This is a genomic window from Shewanella xiamenensis, assembly GCF_014647135.1.
In the GTDB taxonomy this organism is placed as follows: domain Bacteria; phylum Pseudomonadota; class Gammaproteobacteria; order Enterobacterales; family Shewanellaceae; genus Shewanella; species Shewanella xiamenensis.
In genome coordinates, this window is sequence record NZ_BMOP01000001.1 from 51,556 (window position 1) to 69,759 (window position 18,204).

The following is an 18,204-nucleotide window of genomic DNA, read 5'->3' on the forward strand; positions in this document are numbered from 1 at the left end:
GAGAGTGCAGACGTTAACGCAGTTAAAAGCAGGACAATTACAAGGGGTTACTCGATTACAGTTGGTTGAAAACCTCACTGAATTTCCGCATGAAATCTTTGATTTAGCCGATACACTGGAGATCCTCGATTTATCCAATAACCAGTTAAGTTCACTGCCCGATGATTTATATCGTTTAACCCATCTAAAGATTTTGTTTGCCTCCAATAACCGCTTTGAAGTGCTGCCAGAAGTGTTAGGTCAGTGCCCCAAATTGGAGATGATTGGCTTTAAGGCTAACCAAATTCGTGTTGTGCCAGAGGCATCGTTGCCCCCACAAACCCGCTGGTTGATTTTAACGGATAACCAAATCACCGCCTTGCCCGAGCGCATGGGGCAGTTGCATCGTCTGCAAAAATTAGCCTTGGCAGGTAATTGCTTAACTTCGCTGCCCGCATCTATGGCCCAATGCCATAACTTAGAATTAGTTCGTTTGTCGGCTAATCAACTGCAAGCGCTTCCAAGCTGGGTGCTTAAGCTACCCAAACTCACTTGGCTGGCGTTTGCGGGTAATCCCTTTAGTCATACCTTGGTTGATCCCCATGCCGATGTGGCGAGTATGCCAAATGTGACATTAGCGGACATTGAACTCGGTGAAAAACTAGGTGAAGGGGCTTCTGGCATTATTTACCAAGGTCGTTGGTTAAATCCTGCTATGGTGGCTGCTACTGGGTGCGAACATATTGCGGTTAAGCTATTTAAGGGAGAGGTGACCAGTGATGGCTATCCTGCCGATGAGCTGGATTGTTGTTTAACCACGGGCGCACATCCAAATCTTATCAAAGTCTTAGCGCATATCAGCCAACAGGATCAACTTGGTTTAGTGATGGAACTGATTCCTCAAGGATTTAGTAACTTAGGTTTACCGCCATCCCTAGCGACTTGTACCCGTGATACTTTTAAAGCGGGGACCGAATTTAGCCTGAAGGGCATAACTGAAATCGCTTTGCAATTGGCTGACACCCTAGCGCATATGCACGGGAAACAAGTGAGCCATGGTGATGTCTATGCCCATAATATGATGGTTAATCAGCAAATGGCGCTGTTGTTCGGTGACTTTGGTGCCGCCTCAAACTTTGCAAAATTGCCTACATCGGAACGTGATGCCATGCAGGCTATTGAGGTGCGCGCCCTAGGGTGTTTACTTGATGACTTATTGCCCTTTGCCGATAACGATGAAGACGACGCGCTGCGAGTTCAACTGCGGCAGTTAAAAGCACACTGTATGCAGCCGGCGTTATCTTGTCGCCCACGCTTTAGTGATATCGTGAAGACATTAGCTGCACTGCGCTAAGTTTACGTATGTGGCATGCAGCAAATGCAAGGGATCATGGGGTGAAAACCAACGCAGAGACATTTAATCAAGAGCGACTAAATCTCATCAGCAATGGAGAGCTGGCATTATGAGTTCGATTTCAAAACTGGTTTGGCTAAGCTTATGCTTAAGCTCGTTTCTCTCGGCGCCCGTTTGGGCGGGATTTTGGGATAGCCTGTGGCAGCGAGAGTTGCCTGTTGACCAAACTACACCACCCAAGAATGCACAGCGTTTTGAGTTTATGGGGAGTTTACCTGCTCATACCCAACTAGAACTTGTGGGCTATTACACTTCCTCTGTTTGTACCCGTAAAGAAATCCGTTTCCCGAATGGTGATATTGCTAATCCCTATCGCGCCACACTGAATAAAAGCTCGGTATTGCGTCAATCGCTTGAAAGTGGCGCTGTCGCTAAACCATTCATCCTTACGTTAGCCTTACAAGGGGGCGGAGATTGCGATTGGCAGTTGGAGGACTTAGTCCTTGACCTTAACTTGATGCCAAGTCATCCCATATGGCAAAGGGTTAAGTCATTAAAAGACAACTATTTACATACGTCACCATTATTAACATCGAGCGAGCCACCGGCCAAAGCCTCGCCCCATGATGGATTTTATTTAAGCCAAGAGCTGACTATCGAACCCATACTTGCTGGCAGTGAAGAAGATACTCATCTGGTTGCCGCGTTACCGCTTACCCTTAATCCTGTGTATTACCCAGTGGTTATCTATAGCCCCAAAACAGATAGCCCCTTTGAGGTAAAGCTTAAGAGTAATTTGCAGTCGACCAGCAGTTTATGGTCGAGCAGTGCAACGCAAATGGTGCGTTTCGATAAAGAGGCTGTGCTGCGGGTGCAGTTTAATCCAGAGGTTTTGCCTGATTATCAAGTGAATGTGTGGCGCCAAGCTGACGATATTTCGGTGCATTACCCCGATGGTACCGAATATCGTTATCCGCGTGGAGATGTGCATCTCTATGCCTATGGTAAGCCTGAATCTATGCTCAATACCTTAAGCGCAAGCACCAAGGCCGAAGATAAGCGATTGCTAGCGCACATCTATTGGGCAGGTCATGCACTGGCGCAGGATAAAGAAAAAGCGCGTAAATTCTACCGAGAGGCGGCCGAGGGTGATGACTTAATTGCTATTCAGTGGATGCGATCACAGGCCGCCTATGCGGGCGAGGTTGAGCAGAGCCAATATTGGTTACAACGTGCTGCTAGGCTTGGGGATATGGATGCCAAAATGGCACTTATTCGTAAGCCCTTTGAGACCATACTGCAAGGCAAGTCAAATACCGCCGAGGCAAAAAACGCAGAAATTAAGGCTTGGGAGCAGTTAAAACAGTTGGTTAGTCAAGGTGTGCCAGAGGCTATGAGTATGATGGCTCTCTACCAAGTATTGCCTTGGTCGCCCTACCATGATGCAACGGGGGCATTAGCCAATTATCGCTTGAGTGCGCAGGCTGACCCTGCTTTGGCCCTTAGCGCTGCCAGTGATTACTATTATTGGCTAGAGGATTTTGAACAAAGCCAAGAATTTTGGGAGATTGCCGCTGAGCGGGATTTGTATGCTGCCGCAGAATATGCCGATATCTTATTGAAACCAGCGCAGCGCAACCCACAAAGAGCTCGTTATTGGCTTGATAAGGTTGCCTCTCAAGGTGAAAAGCAAGGTATTCAACAAGATGTGCTTGGTAAGGCTTATTTTCAATTGGCCAGTTTACTCGATGCTGGAGAGGGCGGCGATGCCGATCCCAAGCGTGCACAAATCCTGTACCAGCAAAGTCTCGTATTGGCTGAACGTTTTTCAAATGATTATGCCGCTCAAGCGAAAGAAAGACTCAAATCCCTTGAAGAGCGCCTGTAGCTAAGTTAACAGGGATAACTCGATAACAGGCTTATTCAAGTCATAGGCAAGGCAGGGAGATTAAGCTATGGCTTTTCAATTTGATACCTATCGTTTTAATACCGAAGATGCGATTCAAGTGTGTGTAGGTGCCTTTGCGCTCGCGGTGCCCATTGGTTTTTCTGAAGAGGCATGGCAACTCGGAGAAACCTTACCACTACTGAATTTGCTGATGTTATTTGGTTTGTCGTTGCTGTTTCTCGGAGCGTTTACTTACCAGAGTGTGTTCCAACAGAACATTCGTCACCGCCTGCCGGTATTTATTTTCCGGATTATTATTGCCTATTTGATAAGTGCTTGTGTCGTCAGTTTAGTGCTCTTGTGTCTCGATAAATTGCCCTTAATTGACGACACCATGACTTCCTTTAAACGGATTATCGTGATTAGCATGCCCGCTTCTATGGGAGCGATTGTAGTAGATAGCTTTGATAAGGAATAAGTTTGGGCTGATGTCATGACTTTTGTCACTGGTGCATTTAGGTTATGTTGCTCATACTGGAACCCAATAGATCGATTGTAAAAGGACGCATTATGAACCCAGCAACCCTTGCATTACTTATCCCGATTTTTGCCATTGTGGGAGGATATGCGGTCGCGATTATGAAAATCCGCGAGCGCGGTAGTTCTGCCAATAATAAGCTTCAGGCAGATAACCAGTTGTTACATATTGAACTTGATAAACTTCGCGAACGGGTTGAAGTATTAGAGCAGCTAGTGACCGATGAGAGTTTTCAATTAAAGCGTGAATTTAAGCGAGTCTAGTCCTAACAAATATGGTCATGGTGCAGCCGAGTGCCATGACTCTAGCTTGTATCTAGTTGCTCAAGTCATCGGGTGAGTGAAATGCCAAAACTGAGGTAGACTCGTGACAATTATGTTGTTAGCCCAATGTTGAGCCATTAAAGAACGAGTGAATATGTTTCTATCGCCTTATTTTTCAAAGCAAAATCAATCAATTTCTGTTTCTGCACAACAAGCCAGTGACTTCGCTAAAAAAATCGCTCAAGACTTTAACCCTATCCACGATGTGGGCGCAAAACGTTTTTGTGTGCCTGGCGATTTGTTATTTGCCTTAGTCTTAACCCAGTATGGGCTAAGCCAAAGCATGAAGTTTACCTTTGCTGGCATGGTCGGTGATGGGGTTGAGCTGCAATTTCCTGAACAAGTGAACGATAGCTTTTCGATTTGCGATAACCGCGATAAAACCTATTTACATGTCACTCGCCAAGGTGATGCTAGCCGTTGTGATGCACAAACCGAATCTTTTATTCGTAATTATGTGGCCTTCTCGGGACACAATTTTATCGACATTCTGATGCCCTTAATGAAACAACATCAAGTGATGATCAATCCTGAGCGTCCCTTAGTGATCTACGAAAGCATGTCATTCGACTTGACGACACTCGACTTTGTTGAAGTAAACCTATCGCTTGTACAACAAGAGCTTAAGATTGATGGCAAGCGTGGCGATGTGACGCTGCACTTTGAACTGCACAGCGGCGATATCTTAGTCGGTACCGGAATTAAAACCTTAGTGATGAGTGGCCTTCGCCCCTACGAAGAGGCGCAAATGCAGCAGATGTGTGCCGCCTACGAAGGGCGAAAAACCGAGTTTTAATTTGATCTAAGGCCCGCTTTATCGGTCAGGTCACTAGGGCGAGATAATTGGGGATAAACAGTGGTTTGGGATAAGGATTGACTGTATCCCAAACCAAGGCGTTTTAATGCTAACGATGTTGCTCATCAATCGACAGTTGGGATACGGTATTGGCGACATTTTCCGCGCCAGTACGAATGTGGCTCATCACAGTTGTCACTTCTACTAACTGCTGTTTACCTTGTTCAGCGATTCGCTCCACCTCGTTCATCATGCTGGTGGCACTGGCGGTGAGCTGGCTATTTTTCTCAACCACTGCGGCAATTTCATTGGTGGATTTACTGGTTCTTGCGGCAAGCTGACGTACCTCATCGGCCACCACAGCAAAGCCTCGTCCCTGTTCGCCAGCACGGGCCGCTTCTATTGCTGCATTAAGTGCTAGTAGGTTCGTCTGGTCAGCAATGGAGCTTATGGTAGCGACAATCGCTTGAATACTTTGGGATTGCTCATTGAGTTGGGTAATAGATTTAGTGGTTTTTACCGTTTGTTCCGCGATAGCATTTGAAGTATTAACTGTCGCATCCAGTAATTTAACACCTTCAATAGCTTGCTCTACTGTGAGTTGGGATGTCTCAAGTGCAATATCCGCCGCTTGTCGTACAGCATGACTTTGCTCAATTCTTTTAGTGATATCACTCGCAAATTTTATGACCTTAACCACTTTGCCATTTTCATCCACCACAGGGTTATACACGGCCTCTAGCCATACAGAATTCCCATAGGCATTTTTACGCTCGAAGAGTCCTTGTTGATATCTACCGTGTTTGAGTTCATCCCAAAAGCGCGGATTCTGTTGATAAAAGGCATCGAAACATAATATTCGATGGTGTTTTCCTACGATTTGCGCAGCTTGATAACCCATGGTTTTTAAGAATTTTTCATTAGCCTGCAAAATGGTGCCATCGGGTTTAAATTCAATAATGGCTTGGGCACGATTAAGCGCAGTAAAAATGGCCATTTGATCATCGAGTTTGTGTTTATCTTGGGTGATGTCAGAGGCAATTTTCATAATTTTGATGACTTTACCGTCCATCTTGATCGGAAAATAAGTAGCCCTTAACCAGACCTCTTCGCCATCTTTACGGAACCGTTGAAAATTGCCTTCTTTAGGTTGGCCTGATTTTAGGCTTGTCCAAAACTGCTGGTAGCTAGGTGAATTGGCTAATTCTGAGGAGCAGAATAATCTATGGTGTTTGCCGACGATCTCATGCAGGCTATAACCTATTTCATTCAAAAATATATGGTTAGCATCAATGACAACGCCTTCTGGCGAGAATTCGATAGTGGCAATACAATCCTTTATTGAGTCAATAGTGGCTTCAGCTTCCTTGCGTTTAGTTTCACTGATTTCAAGGCTTTTACGTAATGAAGAATTAAACACTGAAGTACTCCTAATGAGTTTGGCAAACTCAAAAACGGCTATGCGACATAATGCCCAAAAATCTGAACCACATGGATAGTGTTAAATATAGCTAGGATTTTAGTCGTTGCTTGATTTCTGAGTCATTTATTAACAAGTAGAATACTCCCAAAGAGTTGGGTTAGATCATTTTTTATAAAAACGGGGCAGGATAAATTGATAGCCAAGGTAACCTCCTTGTTACCTTGGCTTAGGGGTTAAGCGATTTTTTCTATTTTGGCTGGGAGTCCTTGCCGCGCCGAGGCGCCGCTGGCCCAGTCCACCAGCGGATAGCGCCCATGGCGGCTTGGGTCGAACAGATTTAAGTCGTTCATATTGACCCCGACGCGGATCAGCGGATTGGCGGCAATCTTTTTATCATCGATGACGATATCCCGCGCGCCTAACTCCTTATGGCCATAACCGTGCTCGATGGCAATGCAGTCGGGATGTACGCCCGCCACACATTCCACCAAAGCCACCACACTGCCATTAGGCGTGCTGATCTTGACCGTATCTCCGGTTTTAATGCCAAAGCGCTTGGCGGTTTGCTCATTGATGCGCACCGGATTATTGGGGTGCACTTGGCGTAAACGGTCCGAACCTATACTCATCGAACTCATAGTATGCGACTTATAACTGCTGATGAGCAGCGGCCACTGTGACTTATCGAATGCTTGCTCCAAGGGCGTGCCGTTGGCGAGCGCAGGGTGATAACGCCGTGGACAGCCGCTCATATATTCACCGCTTAAGCTGTTGCGCCGACTGCCTACCTCTGGGTTCCACAGCATTAAGGGTTTTGGCCACACCTTGCTGGGGTTGCCCGCCTCGTCGCGACCCGCGCTGATATTCTCAAAGCGGCCGCCACGGGCAAATAAGTAACTGACTTTTTTGACCTCTTCGGGTTTGAGTCTGGCATTGAGTTCCGCTTGAATGCGCCCAATCCCACTGAAGTACATATCTTCGGCATTGATATCGGCAACGGGTTTACCAAGGTAGGCCACGTTTGCCGCGCCGTAAAGCGAAAAGTCAGCCGCGCGAGTCAGCGGGTGTAGACTGCCATCGGCGGCCTTGACCGCATTGTCGCCAAAGCCGGGCAGATTAAGTTTTATCGCCACCTGGCTCAGGAAAGACTCCATACAAATCACATCGCCGTCGGCGGTTTTGGCGACCCTCGGCTCGACAATCGGCCAGCGGCCGGTGGCTTCTTTGGTGAGCGTGCCATGCCACGCAGCGCTCCAGCCCCAAGATTCATAGGTTAAGGTGTCGGGCACTATGTAGTCCGACAGCGCAGAGGTCTCATTGATAAAGCTGTCGATGCTGATAAATAGCGGTAATACTTTGGGATCTTTTAATTGTTCACCAATGGCTTCGCCGAGTCCCGCCTGACCATAAATCGGGTTACCCATATGGTTGATCCACGCCTTGAGTCGATAGGGATAACCATGCACCGCCGCGGTTAAATGCTCACCCAGCAGGGGTGATGAGATGGGGAACCAAGGCTCCTTCGACGGATAGGGCGACTCTCCTGCCTCGATTTTACGGCGGTACTCAGAGGTTTTCTCGTAGGGAAACTTAGAGCGGGAAAGGAATACGCCCTTAGGTTCGACCATGCCGTCAAAGTCCTGCAAATTGTACCTTGGGCCAGCACCAAAGGCGGGGAAGGTGCCGCCCTTAGCTATCGCACCGCCCTTAAGATTTAGGTTACCAATCATGGCGTTAAGCATCATGATCGCCCATGCACTGTAAAAACCGTTTGCACTCATAGTGCCGCCGTGGGAGATCACCGCTGCCTTAGTGCCATGGCTAGTAAACTTGTGGGCGAGTGCGGCAATTTGCGCCTCGCTGATATCGCACTCCTTGGCGTAGTCGGCCATCTCGACACTGCGCGCGGCTTCACTGAGTAGCTGAAAACTGGATTTCACGCTCAGTTCACCCTTTGGCGTATTCACGCTTTGCTCCACCTCAAGTTGCGCCTTGGCGCATTGTCCGGCGGGTAGGATCTGCCCAGTAGCGGCATCGACAACCAGTGGTGAGTCTTGCTCGCCGTAGGCTTTACCTTCGAAGGGCAGGCCGAGATCACTGGCATACAAATATTGGCCGTATCTGGGGTGATTTGGTGTGCTGATGATTAAGAAGCTGGCATTACTAAAGCCGCGATAACCCGCAGCTTTCGCCGCCTCTGCATTGGGCGCGGTCAAAAAGGCACTGGCGTAGCGCTGGTTATCGATAATCCAGCGCAGCATGCCCATGGCGAGGGCAGAGTCGGTTGCGGGGCGGATCGGCAGCCAAGTATTGTTGCCCGCGCAGGGCTGGTTCGAGGTGTTGGGCAACATGGGCGACACCACCACATAACTGAATTCTCGCCCGTCGACCCGAGCGTTGGCCAACTGCCGTGCTTGGCGTTTAAAAGGGTTGCCCGACTGCTGCGGTGAAGTACCGATAAACAGCAAAAACTCGCTATTGTCCCAGTCAGGCTTAAGGTGGGCGTATTTCTTTAAATCGTCGAGCAGGGCACCCGCACCTGCGCGATAGGTAAAGCCGCAATAGGCGCCGTGGTTGGCAAAATTTCGCGTGCCGAAGCTATTGAAGGTAAAGCGTTTAATGATCACATCTCGGCCTTCATCCGAGGCGTTTGACACTAAGAGCTGGTTGGCCTTGGGGCCATATTCAGGATTATGGGTATCGAGTGGCGTGCTGATATCGCGAATCGCTCTTAAGCCCTCCACATGCCCCTCACCAAATAAGTCACCGCCATCGACAACCTCGGTCAGCAGTTGCTCGAAACTAATGCTTTGCCATTGCCCACTGCCGCGCGGCCCGACCCGTTTAAGGCATTGGGTGACACGGTAGGGGCTATCTAATTGTTCTAACATGGCATTGCCACGGGCGCAGGCGGTGGAACGCCCTTGTAAGCCTTGCTCTTGATAGGCGCTTAAGCCGACTAAGGCGGTTTTGATCGGGGTATCGAAGTCGATATGTTCCCGCGCCGAGAGCGGATGATAGGGATTACCGCTGATGCGGAGGATCTTATCCGTCTTATTATCGATACGGGCACGCACGCCACACTTGGTCCAGCAGCCGAGACACATGGTATTGGCGATGCGTTGCTCATCGTTGCCAATCAGCTGGCCTGAGGTTAAATCTATTTTATATTCAGGGGCTAGCGAATTGCCATGGATGGGATCTTGGGTGGTCTTGCCCGAACTGCCATTCACCACCCCTTTGCCCATTTGCGCTAAGGTATGGCTGTAACCTGCGGCAAATAATCCCACGCCACCCGTCACTGCAGCGCCTTTGATAAAACGACGTTTACTCTTATCCATTATGGACTCCTTAATGCGGTAACTTTTCTTAATGCCAATGCTCTTAATTAAAGTGCTGAGGCTCACAAGGCCTCACGGGCTGAGTTGGGTTGATAGCGAATAAATTCAGACACTAACACCATCAGTGCGATCCAGAGACCAAAGGTGCCCGCAATACCTAATAGCCCCTCTGGCCCCCAAGGCAGTTGGTAGAAATAAGTGCCCGCGCCGTATTTAGGGTCGGTTTGCGCTTGGATAAGTACAATCCAGCGAAATCCCCATGCCAGATGCACCGCCGTTAAACTGACGACTAACATCAATACCGAGGGGAGGCGGCGTACTGCCAATACCAATGCCAGCAAAGCGAGGGTAACCAATACCCAGATGGCGGCGAGTTGCCAGCTTGGGCTGCTGTCTAATAGCAACGCGGCTTCGTGCGCCGAGCCTTTATCGAATAAGGCCCAGCCGATAAGACACAGGGCGAAGAGACCAAAGCTTGCCCTGACCCATTGCAGTAATCTGTCTTGGGTGCTGGCTTGATAACCATGCAAAACACGATTGAGCAGGGCGAGAGTGCCGCAGGCGGCGAGCAGGGCACTGGTCGCCATCAATGGCGGCAACCAATAGGTGTGCCAGAGCGGCCGTGCTTTGATCGCCATGGTTTCCATTCCGGTATAAAGCGCAATGGAACACGCACTTAATGTGGCGATTAGCGCAATGGGTTTCAGCCATTTATCACTGCTCCAATTACCGAACCTGAGCCATTGACCGATACGGCTTAACCAATCCGCTTCTTGAGCAGAATTTGCCAGAGAAGAGTGTGCCTGAGGCAAGTAGGGCCGCAGTAACAACCAAGCAAACACTAGACTCGTGCCCGAAAATATCGGCAGTAAAAAAGCGCCGTACCACATCCACGAATGCGGTCTGATTTGGGCATAGAAATGCCATGCCCGCAGCGGTTGGTGCAGGTCAGCAAGTAGCGCAATCGGCGCGACTATGCCGGTGGTAAGCATCAAACAGGCGCAGAGTTTGAGCAGTCTGGCATCGGTTTGTTTCGCGCTAAATAAATGGATGGTCGCCACCCATACACTGGTATAGGCCAAACCCATCAGAAAAAAGTATTGCACCGCCCAAGGCAGCCAAGTGATGGCAATATCGGGTGTAAAGATTTCTTTAATGACCATGGTGGATCTCCTCGCCAGTGTCAGTCAGTAGGGTGCGAACGGGGGCTTGGCCGTTGATACGATCTTCAAAGGCGCTGTTCATGCCGATATAAAATACTCTGGGGGCCGTATTGGCATCGGGCTTGAGTACCTTGATGTCTGTCTTATTGGCTGTGAGTAACTGACTGATTTGACTATTAGGATCGTTCAGATCGCCAATCACCCTCGCTTCACCAACGCAGGTTTCGACACAGGCGGGCAGTAGTCCAGCTTCGAGCCTATGGGCGCAGAAGGTGCATTTATCGGCACTGTTGGTCTCATGGTTGATAAAGCGGGCATCGTAGGGGCAATCCTGCACACAGTATCCGCAACCGACGCACCATTCGTTGTTGACGACCACAATGCCATCTGGGCGTTGGAAAGTGGCTCCCGTGGGACAAATAGGAATGCAAGGCGGGTTCTCACAGTGATTACACAGTCTTGGCAGCATTAAAAATGCGGGTGGCGTGCTAGCATCCTGTTGTGACACTTCGTATTGCTGTACCGTGGTACGAAATTGCCCCAAGGGTGGCAGGTTTTCGAAGGTGCACGCCACGGTGCAGGCTTGGCAGCCGACGCAGCGGCGCAAATCGATGACCATACCGTAGCGTTTGCCTGTAGGTGCAGGTTCAGTCTGTTGTGCCTGCACTTGCACGACGGGAATGAGCGCAGCGCCGACACTCACGCTGGCCATTTTTCCGAGAAACTGACGTTTACTCTTGTCCATAGGATTTCCTTCACTCTTACAGATAAAACGGGTCGAAGACCGCGGGTTTAGCGTTAAGCGCATTCTGTAAAAGGGGAGGCGGCATCTCTATAGTGGTTTTCCACATATCGGATAGGGACTTGATCTAGCGCAATAAATATCAGTTAGAATGACCTTTAAGAGTTTAGGGGTTATTGTTTAGGATTGAATCTTAAAGCTTAGGAGAATGGATACAGTGTTGGGTTTTGTCGTATCAACCAATGGCTGGCGAATGGCGGTGAAACTCGTCATCGTATTGTTTAGCCTACTGAGTATCTCTGCCATGGCAGAAGTTTTGGCCACTCAAGATAAAACTGTAGGCGCATTAACTGTTGCTCCTGCGGGAGAGTTGATGGATGAAGCTGGCGCTAACTATCAAGTGGTCGATGTCGGCGTATTGGCAATACGGGGCTATAAGAGCACAGTCAATCGTTGGCAACCTTTGATGGGCTGGCTAGAGTCGCAAATACCTAACAGTTACTTTAGATTGCACCCATTAAGCCTTGAAGAATTAGCCAAAGGCGTTGAAACCGAAGCTCTTGACTTTGTTATCACTAACCCTGGGCAGTCGGTGATGTTGGCGCGGCAATTTTCCCTGTCTTGGCTCGCTACCCTTCGAAGCCCAATCAATAATGGCGCTGCGATGCAGGTGGGGTCAGCGCTGGTGGTCAGAGCCGATTCGCCCTATCAGACCTTAAAAGATCTTAAGGACAAGCGACTCGGGATTGTCTCTAAAAATGCCTTCGGCGGTTATCTCACTTTAGTTTATGAGGCGCAGCTTAAGGGGGTAGATTTACCCCATTTTGTAGGAGAAATTATCCCCTTAGGTTTTCCACTCGATAACCTTATTTATCAGCTCGGTGCGACAGATAAGCCAAGCGATAACGCCCCAAGTTTAGATGCGGCAATTGTGCCCGTATGTCAGCTTGAGCAAATGCAGGCCGAAGGTTTGATCAAGCTGCAAGATTATCGGGTGCTCGATAATCAGGCGCCTGCGGGGTTTCATTGCCAAGTCTCGAGTCGGTTATATCCCAACTGGTCTATGGCTAAAACCAACCGTGCGACCCAATCCCTCGCAAAACAGGTGACTCAAGCCCTACTAGCATTACCCGAAGACAGTCCCGCCGCTAAAGCCGCCGAATCTGCGGGTTGGACCACGGCCGTGAGTCAATTGGCGATAGATCAACTGCTTAAAGATCTGGATATGCATCCACTGCAAGCCCCTTGGTGGCAGCGGGCATGGCAATGGGTAAAACTGCATCAACATTGGGCTTGGTTTGCGTTGACCATATTGGTATTGCTCAATGTCTACCATTTCTGGCTTGAATACCGCTTTAGTCGCCGCGGCCGAGAGTTAATCAATACCCAGAGGCAGCTCAGTGAAAACCGTGCCCTGCTGGAGCACGCTCAGCGCATTGCGATTGCGGGGGAGCTTGGGGCTAGCCTCTCCCACGAACTCAACCAACCTTTGGCGGCGATTGGCCATTATTGCCATGGCGCCGAGGTACGTTTACAGCGTGGGACCAGCCCTGAAGAATTACAATCCGTGCTGACTTTAATCCAGCAAGAAGTCAGCCGCGCCGACAGTATTATCAGCCGTTTACGTAATTTATTGAAAAAGCGGCCTGTGTCTAAGCAGCCTCTGTATTTACATCAGTTAGTGAATGATACTGCGCCGCTGCTCGCCTATGAGCTGGAGCAGCACCATATCCAGCTTTCAACCAATGTGAGCGGCGAAGCCTATCAATTGCCTTTAGATGAAGTGGGCATGCAGCAACTATTGCTCAACCTTTTGAAAAATGCCGCCGATGCCTGTGTGCAACGCCAACAGAGCGAGGCCGATGCGTCGAAACCCTATCAGCCCACGATTGATATCGACCTGCGTTACCAAGAACACAAGCTACTGCTCACGGTCACAGACAATGGCACAGGTTTAACTGAGGATGCCAATCTGCTGATGCAAGCCTTTTATTCGACTAAGTCCGAGGGCTTAGGGCTAGGGCTGGTGATTTGCCGTGATATCGCCGAGAGTCATGGTGGCCGCTTTAGCCTAGAAACCGCTTTAAGTGGCGGCTGCCAAGCGCAGGTATCCTTACCCCGTAAGTTTGATGGAGCACCAGCATGAGCCACGAATTGCCCGTGTATTTAATCGATGATGATGAGTCGGTGCGCCGCTCGCTGCGGTTTATGCTCGAAAGCTATGGCTTGAATATCCGTGATTTTGATAGCGCCGAGGCATTTTTTGCCGCCATCGATTTAAGCCAGCCGGGCTGCGCCTTAGTTGATGTGCGTATGCCGGGCCTTAGTGGTCCGCAGTTACATGCGCAATTAGTGCAGCACAATAGTCCGCTGGCGGTAATTTATTTGACTGGCCATGGCGATGTGCCCATGGCGGTGGAGGCGCTAAAACTCGGGGCGGTGGACTTTTTCCAAAAACCCGCCGATGGCGCTAAGCTCGCGGATGCTGTGGTAAAAGCCTTGGCGAATGCTAAGGAGCATTATCAAAATAATCAATATCTTCAGACTTATCAGTCGCTCACTCCGCGGGAGCAGGAAATCCTTACCCTTATCGCCAAAGGCTATAAGAATCAGGAGATCGCCGATACGCTGTGCATCGCCATGCGCACGGTCGAAATTCACCGTGCGAACTTAATGAAGGGCATGCAGGTCGGCTCGCTCGCCGAGATGATGTTAATCTACGGCCGGATTGCCGATCGCCTTCCCCCCGCATAAAACTCCCCTTTGTTGGGGCGAATTGGCGTATCCTTGGCCGTTTGATGTGAGCTAACGCATTCAGCCCTAGGTGCTTAATTGCCAAGGCTCGACGATTGCCTTATTTTAGGGGCTTAATTTTAAGGCCACGATTTTTAACATCACCATGTTTGAAGTTCGATGCCGCTTTTGGATGACCTTATCGTTCGCTTTTACATAAGGTGCTCCCGTTTGGATAAGGAATGAAATGCCAAGCTTGATTCGTATTGTGCTGATTGATACGCACCTTCCGGGCGTTGTGGAACTCGCCCTCAATGGCCATACCAATATTTGTGGTACTAACGCCTCGGGTAAAACCACGCTACAACGTTTAGTGCCGGTATTTTATGGCGAATATCCTAGCCGCGTGGTGCCTTCAACCCGCGATAGTTTCGAGCGTTGGTACTTGCCACACGATTCAAGCTACATCATTTACGAATACCAAAAGGCCGATGGCTTGCTCTACCAAGCCGTGCTGGCGTCGGCGGGTGATGGTAAAGGCGTGAACTACCGCTTTATCGCCAAGGGCTTTGAGTTAAGTGATTATATTAAATCGCAAAATGGTGACACTATTCTCTGCCACAACATGGCAGAACTTGGCCGTGATTTAAAACGCCAAGGCGTAGCTACCACCAACTTGCTCAACACCCGCGAATACCGCGCGATTATTCAAAACGACCGCACCCTGTTGAGTACGGGTAGCAACCGCAGCGAACTGCGGGCCTATGCGCGCCAATTTGCCCTGTGTGAAGGCGAGCATTCACTGCGCCATATCGAGAAACTCGCTAAAGCCGTCCACTCCAAAGAAGGCAAAATGGAAACGGTCAAATCGATGATCGCCGCCATTTTGGAAGAAGATGGAGTAAATCCGCCAAGCTCGCGCTTAAACCCACAGCGCGTCGAAGCATGGATCCGCGAGAGCCAGTTAATCCAAGGCTTTGAAGTGATCCGCCCCGAGTTTGAAAAACTTGAGCAGGAATTTAACCAACTGCTCAGCGCCGAGATGCGCCTCTCGAGCCTGTCCCGAGGTTATCGCAATGACGAAACCCTAGAGGCCGATCGGTTAGAGATCCAACAAACCTTGTCTAAGGAGCTGAATTTAAAGCTTCGAATGTTGGACGACGAATGGAAAGAAGTGCGTGACGAGCTTAACCTCGACCTATCCGCCGCCAAGGGTGACGTGGCCAAGTGCGAGTACGAGCTAGATGCCATTGAAGATCAGCACGGCGCCTTTTTAGATGCCAATATCGAGCAAGCCAAGGCCGATTTGGACATGCTGCCAAACTGGCGCGCGGACATGGAAAACTTAAGCGAGCGCCACAAGTTACAAACCGAAAATCACCAAGATATTGAAGCGGCTTACAATGCTCGCCGCAGCAAAATTGGTGAGCAGTTAAACCGCGAGCTTGAAGGTTTGCACGCCGAACATGACAAGCAACGCGAAGCGCGCGACAAGCAGCGTGAAGTGGCAAGAGCCGATCTCGATGCCCTCGAAGCCCAATGGCGCAGCCAAATGGATGCGGGCAAGGCGAGCTTTAGCGAGCAGGAATACCAATTCAAACTCAATGCCGCCGAGCTTAAGTTACGTGTCGATGGCGTAACCTACACCGAGGAAGAAAAGTTAAGCCTTGCGATTTTCGACGAGCGGATCCACCGCGCCGACGAAGAGCAAGAAAGCTGCAATGCCAAGGTTGAGCGCTTAACGGGCGAGGAGCGTAAATTACGCGCCAAACGCGACCAAGCCAACGAAGCGCTGCGTATCGCCAGTCTGCGGGTTAACGAGCGCCAAACCGCGCTCGATGAACTGCACCATATGCTGTTCCCGCAGTCCCATACTTTACTTGAGTTCCTACGTAAGGAAGCCCAAGGTTGGGAGCAAAGTCTGGGTAAAGTGATTGCGCCAGAGTTACTGCATCGCACCGATTTACACCCAAGTGTGATGGGCGAGAGCGACACTGTGTTTGGGGTGCATTTAGATCTTAAAGCCATTGATGTGCCTGAATATGCCGCCTCCGAGCAGGAGCTACGTATTCGTTTAAGCAAGGCCGAAGAAGCCCTGCAAAGCGCGCAGGAATTGCAGGCCGAGGCCGAATCACAGCTGGTGGCGATTAACGGCGAGCTGGATAAACTCAGCCGCGAACTGACCTTTGCCCGTACGGCTTATAAGAATAGCCGCGATGATTTACGTCGTCTGTTCGATGAAAAACGCGGTGAGCAGGATAAAATCAACAAGGCGCTGGCCGAGCGTAAAGCCTTTGCCCAGCAGCGCTTAACTCAACTCGATGGCGAGTTAAAGCAGCTTAAGCATCAACATCAGCTCTGGCTCGAAGAGCAAAAAGAGCAGGCGCTCGAAGCGCGGATGGAAAAACAAGCCTACTGGCAGGAAGTGATTGGCGCGCTCGACAATCAACTGGGGCAAATCAAGGCCACTATCGACGCCCGCCGCGAAAGCGCTAAGGCTGAGCAAAAAGCCTGTGAAACCTGGTACAAAAACGAGCTTAAATCCCGCGGTGTGGATGAGGACAATATCCTTAAACTCAAGCAACAAATCCGTGAGCTTGAAACCAAAATCAGCCGCGCCGAGCAGCGTCGCAGCGAAGTATTGCGCTTTGACGATTGGTATCAACACACTTGGCTTATCCGTAAGCCCAAGCTGCAAACCCAGTTAAGCGACGTTAAACGTGCCGCCTCAGAAATCGATCAGCAGCTTAAAGCCAAGACGCAAGAGGTGAAAACCCGTCGCCAACAACTCGAGACCGAGCGTAAGGCCTCGGATGCGGCGCAGATTGAAGCCTCTGAAAACTTAACTAAACTGCGCGCCGTGATGCGTAAGTTGGCCGAGCTGAAACTGCCCGCCAACAATGAAGAAGCCCAAGGTAGCCTCGGCGAGCGTTTGCGTCAGGGTGAAGATTTACTGCTAAAACGCGATTATCTGATGGGCTCGGTTAAGCAATATGTGGAGCATTTCGACTCTGTGATTGCCAGCAAGTCAGGTTCAGGCTTAGCCGAAACCTGGGAGCGTGCCCGCGAAGAGTCGAGCTTTATCAACGACAAAGGTATTCGCCTGCTGGATTACCGCAAGCTTGTGCCGCAGCTTGAACAGCTACTCAATGTGATTGTGCCGCAATCCATTATGGCGCTGCGTGAACAGGGGCGGATCTTCGGTGTTGATTTAACCGCCTTTTACGATGTGCTGGCCGATATCGACCGTCGTATCGCTTCGCAAAGTGCGCGCATTACCCGCGAAGTGGGCGAGGAGTTATTCCTCGATGGCGTATCGGAATCTGCGGTTCGTATTCGTTCTAAGATCAGCGAATTAGAGTTTTGGCCCGAGCTTGAGCAGTTTGTTAAAGCCTTCAAAAATTGGAAAGCCGATGGCTTTAATGGTCTGCCCGATGAGGAATACACCAACAGCATGCGCCGCGCCTTGGATATTATTGGCCGCGCGGCACTGACGGGTGGCATTTCAAAGCTGCTGGAAATCGAGCTGCGCCTCAAAGAAGGCAATAGCGATTTGATTATCCGCACCGACAGACAGCTGAACGAATCCTCCAGCCACGGTATGGCTTACCTGATTTTATGTAAGTTCCTGTTGGCATTTACGCGCTTGCTACGTGGCCGTGCCGATGTGACCATTCACTGGCCGATTGACGAGCTGGGCACGCTGCACCACACCAACGTGAAGAAGATTTTCGATGCCTGTGGTAACAACAATATCAGCGTGTTAGGCGCCTTCCCGAACCCAGAGTCAGAAGTGCTGAACCTGTTTGAGCACCGTTACATTATTAATAAACAAACTAAGAAGTTGCAGGTGGTGAAGCCCAAAGCCAATCCGATTGCCGATTTGTTGAGTAAACGCCTGAGCAAGGAGGCCATCTAATGAGT

The 18,204-nt window shown here is 49.8% G+C and carries 12 protein-coding genes; 8 read left to right on the forward strand and 4 right to left on the reverse strand.

The genetic code is table 11. The features are described from left to right. Window positions 1-4: 4 nt before the first annotated feature. From IEY09_RS00210 to IEY09_RS00230, 5 genes are all read left to right on the forward strand, one after another. Entirely contained in the window at window positions 5-1,333 is a 1,329-nt protein-coding gene (locus IEY09_RS00210; RefSeq protein ID WP_188869355.1) for a leucine-rich repeat-containing protein kinase family protein, read from the forward strand. Between the two features lie 109 nt (window positions 1,334-1,442). Beyond that, window positions 1,443-3,221 (forward strand): tetratricopeptide repeat protein, encoded by a 1,779-nt coding sequence (locus tag IEY09_RS00215; RefSeq protein WP_188869357.1) that lies wholly within the window; start codon window positions 1,443-1,445, stop codon window positions 3,219-3,221. Window positions 3,222-3,288: 67 nt separating this feature from the next. Continuing rightward, complete coding sequence (locus tag IEY09_RS00220; RefSeq protein WP_037431171.1) at window positions 3,289-3,699, forward strand: DUF2391 family protein; 411 nt, start codon at window positions 3,289-3,291, stop codon at window positions 3,697-3,699. A 92-nt stretch (window positions 3,700-3,791) separates the two neighbouring features. Next, window positions 3,792-4,022 (forward strand): hypothetical protein, encoded by a 231-nt coding sequence (locus IEY09_RS00225; RefSeq protein ID WP_037421910.1) that lies wholly within the window; start codon window positions 3,792-3,794, stop codon window positions 4,020-4,022. A 154-nt stretch (window positions 4,023-4,176) separates the two neighbouring features. Then, window positions 4,177-4,878 (forward strand): DUF3581 domain-containing protein, encoded by a 702-nt coding sequence (locus IEY09_RS00230; RefSeq protein ID WP_047536367.1) that lies wholly within the window; start codon window positions 4,177-4,179, stop codon window positions 4,876-4,878. A 109-nt stretch (window positions 4,879-4,987) separates the two neighbouring features. On the opposite strand, the gene IEY09_RS20345 is transcribed toward IEY09_RS00230, so the two are convergent. The 4 genes from IEY09_RS20345 to dsrO form a co-directional block, all read right to left on the reverse strand. Beyond that, a complete protein-coding gene (locus IEY09_RS20345) occupies window positions 4,988-6,298 on the reverse strand; it encodes a methyl-accepting chemotaxis protein (protein ID WP_037421917.1) in 1,311 nt (436 codons plus the stop codon). A 236-nt stretch (window positions 6,299-6,534) separates the two neighbouring features. Further along, the gene (locus IEY09_RS00240; RefSeq protein ID WP_188869359.1) at window positions 6,535-9,642 is read right to left on the reverse strand and encodes a tetrathionate reductase subunit A; all 3,108 of its coding nucleotides are present in this window, start codon (window positions 9,640-9,642) and stop codon (window positions 6,535-6,537) included. A gap of 62 nt (window positions 9,643-9,704) precedes the next feature. Then, window positions 9,705-10,805, reverse strand: a complete 1,101-nt coding sequence (nrfD, locus tag IEY09_RS00245; protein WP_188869360.1) for an NrfD/PsrC family molybdoenzyme membrane anchor subunit — start codon at window positions 10,803-10,805, stop codon at window positions 9,705-9,707. Continuing rightward, window positions 10,795-11,550: a sulfate reduction electron transfer complex DsrMKJOP subunit DsrO gene (gene dsrO, locus IEY09_RS00250; RefSeq protein WP_188869362.1), complete on the reverse strand. Its 756-nt coding sequence runs from the start codon at window positions 11,548-11,550 to the stop codon at window positions 10,795-10,797. Before dsrO ends, nrfD begins: the two co-directional genes overlap by 11 nt. A 205-nt stretch (window positions 11,551-11,755) precedes the next feature. Between dsrO and IEY09_RS00255 the strand changes: the two genes are divergently transcribed. The 3 genes from IEY09_RS00255 to IEY09_RS00265 all read left to right on the forward strand — a co-directional run bounded on the left by IEY09_RS00255 (window position 11,756) and on the right by IEY09_RS00265 (window position 18,199). After that, the gene (locus IEY09_RS00255; RefSeq protein WP_188869364.1) at window positions 11,756-13,693 is read left to right on the forward strand and encodes a sensor histidine kinase; all 1,938 of its coding nucleotides are present in this window, start codon (window positions 11,756-11,758) and stop codon (window positions 13,691-13,693) included. After that, window positions 13,690-14,301 carry a response regulator transcription factor gene (locus tag IEY09_RS00260; protein ID WP_188869366.1) on the forward strand — a complete coding sequence of 204 codons (612 nt, stop codon included), beginning with the start codon at window positions 13,690-13,692 and terminating at the stop codon, window positions 14,299-14,301. Before IEY09_RS00255 ends, IEY09_RS00260 begins: the two co-directional genes overlap by 4 nt. A gap of 226 nt (window positions 14,302-14,527) precedes the next feature. Next, on the forward strand, window positions 14,528-18,199 hold the full coding sequence (locus IEY09_RS00265; RefSeq protein WP_188869367.1) for an ATP-binding protein: 3,672 nt from the start codon (window positions 14,528-14,530) through the stop codon (window positions 18,197-18,199). The last annotated feature ends 5 nt before the right edge of the window (window positions 18,200-18,204 follow it).